Source organism: Roseovarius sp., from assembly GCF_040223625.1.
GTDB lineage: Bacteria > Pseudomonadota > Alphaproteobacteria > Rhodobacterales > Rhodobacteraceae > Roseovarius.
In genome coordinates this window covers 33,596-41,427 of sequence record NZ_JAVKFX010000043.1, presented here as the reverse complement: position 1 = coordinate 41,427, position 7,832 = coordinate 33,596, and the positions used below count along the sequence as shown (strand labels likewise).

8 protein-coding genes are annotated in these 7,832 nt (G+C 54.1%); all 8 read right to left on the bottom strand.

Annotated features, from left to right (window positions below; all coding sequences use genetic code 11):
- Nucleotides 1-273: GDP-mannose 4,6-dehydratase (locus tag RLN94_RS13285; protein WP_350131296.1), on the bottom strand; the 273-nt coding region annotated here is incomplete at its 3' end.
- 54 nt (nucleotides 274-327) lie between these two features.
- Nucleotides 328-1,119 (bottom strand): glycosyltransferase family 2 protein, encoded by a 792-nt coding sequence (locus RLN94_RS13280; RefSeq protein WP_350131294.1) that lies wholly within the window; start codon nucleotides 1,117-1,119, stop codon nucleotides 328-330.
- A 226-nt stretch (nucleotides 1,120-1,345) separates the two neighbouring features.
- Nucleotides 1,346-2,125 (bottom strand): class I SAM-dependent methyltransferase, encoded by a 780-nt coding sequence (locus RLN94_RS13275; RefSeq protein WP_350131292.1) that lies wholly within the window; start codon nucleotides 2,123-2,125, stop codon nucleotides 1,346-1,348.
- A gap of 453 nt (nucleotides 2,126-2,578) precedes the next feature.
- On the bottom strand, nucleotides 2,579-3,691 hold the full coding sequence (locus RLN94_RS13270) for a glycosyltransferase (RefSeq protein WP_350131290.1): 1,113 nt from the start codon (nucleotides 3,689-3,691) through the stop codon (nucleotides 2,579-2,581).
- Complete coding sequence (locus RLN94_RS13265) at nucleotides 3,688-4,908, bottom strand: hypothetical protein (RefSeq protein WP_350131288.1); 1,221 nt, start codon at nucleotides 4,906-4,908, stop codon at nucleotides 3,688-3,690. The genes RLN94_RS13270 and RLN94_RS13265 overlap by 4 nt, the downstream gene beginning before the upstream one ends.
- Complete coding sequence (locus tag RLN94_RS13260; RefSeq protein ID WP_350131286.1) at nucleotides 4,905-5,810, bottom strand: hypothetical protein; 906 nt, start codon at nucleotides 5,808-5,810, stop codon at nucleotides 4,905-4,907. Before RLN94_RS13260 ends, RLN94_RS13265 begins: the two co-directional genes overlap by 4 nt.
- Nucleotides 5,807-6,448, bottom strand: coding sequence for a hypothetical protein (locus RLN94_RS13255; protein ID WP_350131284.1), 642 nt, complete (start codon nucleotides 6,446-6,448; stop codon nucleotides 5,807-5,809). Before RLN94_RS13255 ends, RLN94_RS13260 begins: the two co-directional genes overlap by 4 nt.
- On the bottom strand, nucleotides 6,445-7,707 hold the full coding sequence (locus RLN94_RS13250; protein WP_350131282.1) for a lipopolysaccharide biosynthesis protein: 1,263 nt from the start codon (nucleotides 7,705-7,707) through the stop codon (nucleotides 6,445-6,447). The genes RLN94_RS13255 and RLN94_RS13250 overlap by 4 nt, the downstream gene beginning before the upstream one ends.
- Nucleotides 7,708-7,832 lie beyond the last annotated feature (125 nt).

The following is a 7,832-nucleotide window of genomic DNA, read 5'->3' as shown; positions in this document are numbered from 1 at the left end:
GACGTGGCTCTGCGCGGCGAGGTTATAGACCTCGTCGGGCTTCACCTTCTGCAGGATATGCGTCAGCGACGAGCTGTCCGTCATGTCCCCGTGATGCAGAACGAAACGGCCCTCACGCCCCGGCGCCCCCTCGATCAGGTGGTCGATCCGGGCGGTGTTGAACAGCGACGTGCGCCGCTTGATGCCATGCACCTCGTAGCCCTTGTCCAACAGGAACTCCGAAAGGTAGGCCCCGTCCTGCCCGGTGACGCCGGTGATGAGTGCTGTTTTCACCTTTGCTCCCCTCAAGAATTTGGCTGTTGGATTGCTCAAGAGCACATCGACGATTCAAAGAAACTGTGTGACCTTGGAAAAGTTCTTGGCGGCTAGTGTTCCCAGTCCACCAATGTGGTTTCGTCGGATAGCCGTATAATCTTCGCGACTCTTGCGAAGAATACGTTTCAAAGACCCGTTACTTGCTCCGCCTGTACGCATGCAGACCAAAACTTCAGGAATGTACGCCAGTTTGATACGCCCTTGGACAAAGTACCGCAACATCGCATCGTAATCCGCGGCAATTTGAAACTCGGTATCATAAAACCCCAATTGATCGAAGAGATGACGGCGCATGTAAAACGTGGGATGTGGTGGCATCCACCCCCATCGCAATTTGGACGCATCATAAGGGCCTGATTTCCAGTGTCGCAAGACTCGCGATGTGTCACTTGCCGCGACATAACTCAGATCGCCATATACGCCATCTACGTTCGGATCTTTGAATGCTGAGGCGACCTTGGACAGGACGTCGTCCGATGCGAAGTAGTCATCCGAATGCATCACACCGACCACATCGCCATTTGCGCGCAGTATGCCGCGATTTATCGCATCGTATATACCTGTATCGGGTTCACTAACGACACCTGTCGTGTCAGTTGCATGCTGCCGGACAACATCGAGGGTGCCATCCGTTGATCCACCGTCCTGAATGATGTGTTCAACATCGAAATGGTCTTGCGCATTAACACTTTCTATCGCCTGAGCGATTGTGTCTCGGCGATTGAACACGGCGGTGACAACTGAGATTTTCATAGTTTTCTGTGACCTATTACGATTTTGTTCGAGCATGGATACAAGGTACATGCTCTTAGCCTGATTGGCCTGTACTGACACACGTAGAAGGTTACGTGAAGATCAAAGCACAATTTTATGACGAGTGTGCGACGTGATACCATGAATTCCTGTATTCAACATGTTCATCGCATCAAACATCAGTAGGTTCAAATGCTCGATAACGCCGGCACCAAGCTGTATCTCAGCTCTCCGAACTCGATGAAAACTCAGTTGACACCCCCAGAGCCCCACACGCTCAGGCGGATTTCTCATCGTGAGCCGTGCGCACGCTAGAAGGTTTGCGGGCGCTGATGACAATACCCGACGCCAATGTGCTCAGGCCCAGCAGACGGCACACGTTTTCAAACAGCGTTACGCTTATAAAGGCGGGCGTGAAGAAAGCGAAATAGTCATTGGCGCGATAGAAGGGTTTAACGTCTATCTCGGTAAAACCGGCGGCGCGAAAAGCTTGCGTCATGGCGCGTGGCGTACAGAGATCGAAAAAGGCAGGATAGCCAGTGATTCCCTCGGTTCCCGGCCGGAGAATCGGAATGAGACGTCGCTGAAGCCGTGGCCCAATGGCGCGAAGTGCCAATGAATAGGGGTGCAATCCACACGGGATATAGTGATGCGTGCTCCCGCCGGCATTGAGACCTTCATACATAGCCCTGATTGATGCCGTATTGTTCGGCACGTGTTCGAGCAGGGTGAATGAGATGATCACGTCAGCCTTAACGGGCAACGGTATCTCGATGGACTGCACGAGGAAGCGGTCATAGAGACGTGCGCAGTCGGGGCGCTCGTCGATGTCGAGCCCGACGAACTCGTAATCTGGGGACCGATCAAGGACAGGCCGATCCACCCCCCCCGCTTCCAGCACCGTCCCCGGTTTCTTGATGCTGATATCGCGGTTAACGCGATCCAGTAGGGTTTCTCGATAACTTGGTTTTGGGTTAGAGAAGATGCGCGGGAACCGCATTGCGATCCACGCTGAAGCCGTACGGTTCAAACTCACGAAGTGGCGGATTGCGGACATCAGAATCTTCCTTCGTTGTAAATCGTTCAATCGACGGATGTAACCGATACCTCAAAGCACATTCCCGGTGATTATAGAAGCGCCTCTTGAACAGCTCTGACTTCTTGCACGCTAACCTACGATACGAATCGCCAGAGAATAGGGTTGCAATCCCCGCGGGATTATTGATGCATGCTCCTGCCGGCAGTGAGACTTTCATACATGTCAAAGATTGATGCCGAATTGCTCGGCACACGTGAAAGAAGAGTAAATGAGACAATCAAGTCGGCCTTTTCAGGCAGCGGTGCTTCGGGGCGTTTGTCGATGTGGAAGCCGACACACTCGTAGTCTGGAGATCGAGCAACAATAAACGATCAACTTCCACCGACCTCCAGCACCTTCACCAGCTTCTTGTTCCGGATTTCTTGTTCGTCCTCGCTCCATAATGGTCTCGATGAACCAGACAACACCTCTCTATGCGCGCTGTACTAACAACGCGGTATAGAGTGCTTTATATTCCTCTCCGATCTTTTGCGGAGAAAGCTCGGCCATCGCAAACCGCAGTGCCGCCTTGCAGGCGGCTGGATAGGAGCGCAGCAGAGACGCGATCTGGGCCGCGCCCTGTTCGACCCGGCCATCGAAATCGATCAACGCCCCAAACGTTGCCTCAAGATAGCTGTCCATCCCGCTTCCAATTTGCGCCACAACCGGGACCGCATGAGCTAGGGCCTCGGTCATCACATTCGGAGAATTGTCCAACTTCGACGGGCAAAGCAGGATATCAAAATTGGTAAAGGCAGTCGCCAGTGCGTCCCGCTTGAACGGTGGATGCGCCACGACCTCGATACAGTTCGTTGACGTCATTGTCTGATCGCTGCCTTCGCCGAAAAGGTGCAGTGCAACCGGCCCTGCGTGCGCGGCAAAAGCCGTTAGGACGGGTGGCACCGACATCAGCCCTTTGCGGGGATCATCGATGGGGTTGGAAATAAACCCGAACCGGATTTTCGCCCCCAACCGATCCCGTGGGGTGACGCCCGGTGCCGATGTAACCGCATTGCGGATGACCGTCGGTTGACGATCCGTCAACACATCGGCCAACCATTGCGACGGCGCAACAAATGCGTCTGGTTCGCCAGATCCATCGAAAATCATTCGGCGCAGCAGACGGTCGGCAACGCTTGGCGGGTCGGGTGGCGCGAGGTTATAATGCTTTGCGCCATGATAAGGCCAGAAATCGCTCAGCCGCTGGACGCTGGGACACGGGATATCATTTAGTTGGCGGAAGTCGATTGTATTTCCCGATATGTCGAACAGCTGCACGATATCGGGCCTGTGCTGTTCATAAAGCCTGACAAGATCGAAAACCGGCGACCATAGTTGCAAGCAATGCGTATCAGCGTTATGAAAGACGCGCTCATAGATGCGTTCGGTCGTGCGCATGGCGGACATTGCACAGCTCTTGGGCGTTTCGTAGGCTCCGAAAGCTACCACCTCCAAACCTGCCGCCCTCAGGCTGTTGATCGTATTGGATGCGCCTACTGCGGCGCCGCCCTTACACAGGGTCTTGGCAATCGCAAGAACTTTCATTGTCGAGGTTTAAACCTCATGCGACGGCCAAGCGCCACGGCGAAATAAAGGACGGCAAATACGTAGATCAGCCTGCTTCCAGTGCGGAGGTTGTACTGCATCAGAACAAGGAACGGGATCACGAAGAACGCTACGCATAAAATACCCTCTAGAAGGTCTCGCCGTGTCGACAGCACCCACCGCGCAGAAAGAAAGCTAAGAGCGGACAGGTAGACGACGAGAAGATAGATCGTTGGGCCAAGGAAAATGATGGCATATCCAAAGCCGGAGTAGGGAATGTTATTCCGGAAGCGGCTATGTGCGTCATACGCCGCTGTCTGATCTAAGAATGCCGAAGGCAAAGGCAGGATCGAGTACGTGAACCAGCGAGCCTCCGCCTCGACGGAGACAAACATCTCGCCTATCAGAACGAAAGAGAGGTTGAACAAGTAATTCACCCCATAACCCACCGCCGAAGTAAGAAGTTCGGGATCTCCACCAAACAATGTACGCAGGATGGCAAGCAAGCCTCCGCCGCCGTCCCAACGCAGGTAAAGAATGATGGCCAGCATCCAGATGCCCAGGATGGATATCATGATCGGAAACCATTTTCTGTGCCGCCTGACGATGAAGAACTCTATCGTTGCGAAGATTAGAAGCATTACAACACCCGACCGGCTCCCGATAAGCAAGAAAGCCAGCGATACAGAAAAGAGTACAAATAATTTAAGAGGCACACTTTTAATGAATGGGGTCATGATCGCAGATATGAAGAGCAAAAGATCCGCGAACCGCATCCAGTGGCCGTTATCCGTTTCCACAATAAAACTTGGCCGGTCCCAGAGTTCCGATAACGGGGTTGCGAGCAGGACGAAAAGGACCGGCAGCATGCAAAATAGCGCCCCGAACGGCCCGACGGAGAAGGCGCGCAGTGAAATGGATTGCATTCTCTTGTAAGGTCTGTGGTCGAATGCGCGAACAGATAGAAGCGCCAGAACGACAACCAGAAAATGCAGCGATATCATCGCGGAAACCTGGCCATACACCGGCTTTAGCGCGGCTCTATAATAGGTAAACGGCATAAACTCGCCAAATGAAAATACAAAAATGCTGAGGCCAAAATACCCGCAATATAGAATCGGGACGAGAACAATAGCAAACTCCAGCCACATTTTTCGTTGCCGAAGATGCCAGGCGGCAAAAAGCAGCAATGCATAGCTGGAGGAAGCAGCAATCATATCACCATGTCGCGGATATGATTGACATAGGATGAAAACAACGCGTCGAAATCTAGGGTTTTCGGAAGCGTTTCCTTGAGGAACGCGATTGTTTTGGGTCTTGGGGAAACCGGCTCAAACCGGTTACCAAACGAGACCGCCATCACGCCCGGGTGCAGCTTGGAGGAGATGATGGTTTTTGCCGCTTTGATATATCCAAGCTGGATGGTGAACTGTTTTTCCTCAATCACCGGAAAGCCAGGGACCGTGATTTCGCCGCCCGTGTTGCCGGCGCTTGTATGGGCCCTGAAGAACGCCGGACGCTCCTTGCGGGTTTTCCACAGAATCCGCGGGATCGCAAACGCCTTGCGCCGGGACAGATTGATCAGCGTGTTCGGATGGCCTGGAGGCGGATCGATCGGGGTCAGCCGCTTGTACCGGCTTGCGCACGTGCTGGTCAGCAGGACCACATCATCGAGGTGGCGCGCATTGGGCAGGCCGAGGGCAAGATCGCTTTCGAGGCGAACAGCCACGCTTTCGAGATGTCCGCCCCGGACAAGCGCTTTGCGGGCAAGCGACAGATGATCGAGCGTGTCGATGCCATCGCTGCCAAGCGAAACGCCATGCACCGGGATCGCGTTCTGGTTCACGTAATCCGCAAGCCGCTGGACTCGGCCTTCGATCGACTGTGTCGAGGCGTTCTCATTTTTGAAAAACGCCCCGCCCCCCAGCAGGAGAATGTCGGGCTCCGCAGCGGCCAAATCGGTGGTTGCACGGTATCCCATTTCGGTAAAGCGCGGGTTGTTCGAAAAAAGGATCGGGTATCCGCCGAGCTCTTCGATGAGCTCGTAAAAGATCATACCCATGAGATCGTCGCCGATGTTCCCCTGCTCATAAAACCCCCAAATCATTACTTTTTTCATGAACTTAGACGACCTTTTAACCGCTTGTAGAGACACTTGGCGATTCTGCGTGAAACCTTGGAGACTGGTCCAAGAACCTCTTTTTGGAATGGTGGGGTCTTGACGTTTTTATTTTCGGTACGTTCTTCCATCAACGCTTTGACCTGGGCTGGGTCAGGTGCCGATGCAGGCTTGCCGATTATTTCGGCAACGTTGCGAATGAGATCATCAATGCCATGCTCGCCAGTAACTTTATCAAAGAGATAAACCTTGTTAGCGAAAAGCGCACCGAAGCCCGTTGTCATAAGATAATCGAGATAGTGCAACATTAAGACACCACCGCGTTTCGTCGCGAGTGATTGTACGCAGGCATCCGGATTGCGCACAATAAGGATCGATGGCACCCGGTAGAAGCGGGCTAGAAGAAATTGCTGCCACGAGTGCACATGATGCGCGATGCGGGTTTCCGGAAATGCAACCTGAACATGATAGTAAATCCACGTATTTGCGCTTCTGGGGAAACCATCGATTACAAGTTCGCAGTTGGGCGTCACCAGCCTTGGAGCCAATCGATCAGGTGATTTGTGCAGCAGAAGATACCGAAGATCACTGCCAGGGAGGATTTGAAGTACGATTTTAGAAATTTGTCGATAAATCATGCGACCTGCCTTTGTTTGCGGTGCAGAGCCCAGTAAATAACACAGGTTTGCATGAGGTAGAAAATGGCTAAGCTGCACGAGTAAGCGAGAACAATGGTTTCCGGTGATGCAGCATTGATCTGAGGGATCCAGAGCGCAGAGGCAACCACGACAAGTCGTGTAAAGTACAGCAGGATAACCAAAAGGTGCGCTTCAAGGATGTCCAGACTTCGGATTACCGTTGCCGAGATGAACTGCGGAACAAGCGCGATGGCGAGAAACGCGATGAACCGGCCAGCCTGTGCCCATTCGGATCCAAGCACAAACGCCGCCAGCGGCTTTGCGTAAAGAAACAGGACCGCAGAGACGGGCAGCGCCATGAGCCCTAGCGTCAGCATGACATGCCGCATGCGGATGAGGATCTCGTCCGCGTTTTGAGCACCAAGCTTTGCCATCTCGCCAAAATAGGCGCGGCTGGTGGCTTGTCCGACAAGGGCAAAGGGCAGCGCGAAGGCGAGCATCGCGAGGGCCAACTGACCCGTTGTCTCCGCATCGAAGTATCCCGCCGTTAGCAGCAAGGGTGCGTGCATGCCAAGCGCCAGCAGAAACTGCGCCGGCATCCTGTTGATCGGGAAGCCGCGGTAGCGATAGGCAACGATGCGCATTTGCCTTACGGACAAGCGCGGAAGGAAGGCACGAAAGACCGCCCAGAACCGTGTGACAAAACTCCGCAAACCGCTGATCTGCCCAAGGATAAACCCGCTGATAAGACCAATGGGACCAACGGAAAGCACACCGAGCACGATTTTGCTCCCCTCGCCGGCCACCGCTTGCCATATCTGGGTCACGGCAATCACCCGGTAGGCCCGCGCGCGCGTCGCCCACATGCTCAGCGTCTCAAAGAGACTGGCGAAAAACACCCCGACCGGAATGAGAAGCGCATAGGGCGCAAGATCCCCGAACCCCAAGCCGATGAGCAGCGGGGCTCCGGCTAGGAGCACCACGACAAGGAGGACAAGGGAAAAGCCACCCAGGAGGACAAATGCAAGCGCGAGCACGGCAAAGGCCGCCCTGTCGGTCCGGGGCAGCGGAAGTGCCGTCATGTACCGAAACGTTGCAAGCGGGACGAGCAGCAGTAGGACGGAGGAGAAAAGCCCAAAGACCCCAAATTGCTCGGGGCTGTAGAGCCGCGTCAGGAGTGGGATGGACAACAGCGCTACGCCGCGGGCGCCGGTTGCACCTGCGGCCAAGGCCATCATCCCCTGCAAAATGCTCTTCAACGATGCCCCAATTCGCTTTGAGAAGAATTCATCTCTCACACATGAAAAATTTAAGTTGCCTTAAGGGCATGAGATTCATTTGATCGCATTCTGCGGAGCCGCCATCACACTCTCTGAACGATCGG

Excerpts from the sequence above, each read along its gene's own strand:
- RLN94_RS13260 (WP_350131286.1), bottom strand. The coding sequence starts at position 5,810 with ATGAAAAAAGTAATGATTTGGGGGTTTTATGAGCAGGGGAACATCGGC.
- RLN94_RS13255 (WP_350131284.1), bottom strand. The coding sequence starts at position 6,448 with ATGATTTATCGACAAATTTCTAAAATCGTACTTCAAATCCTCCCTGGC.
- RLN94_RS13280 (WP_350131294.1), bottom strand. The coding sequence starts at position 1,119 with ATGTACCTTGTATCCATGCTCGAACAAAATCGTAATAGGTCACAGAAA.
- RLN94_RS13265 (WP_350131288.1), bottom strand. The coding sequence starts at position 4,908 with ATGATTGCTGCTTCCTCCAGCTATGCATTGCTGCTTTTTGCCGCCTGG.
- RLN94_RS13275 (WP_350131292.1), bottom strand. The coding sequence starts at position 2,125 with ATGTCCGCAATCCGCCACTTCGTGAGTTTGAACCGTACGGCTTCAGCG.
- RLN94_RS13270 (WP_350131290.1), bottom strand. The coding sequence starts at position 3,691 with ATGAAAGTTCTTGCGATTGCCAAGACCCTGTGTAAGGGCGGCGCCGCA.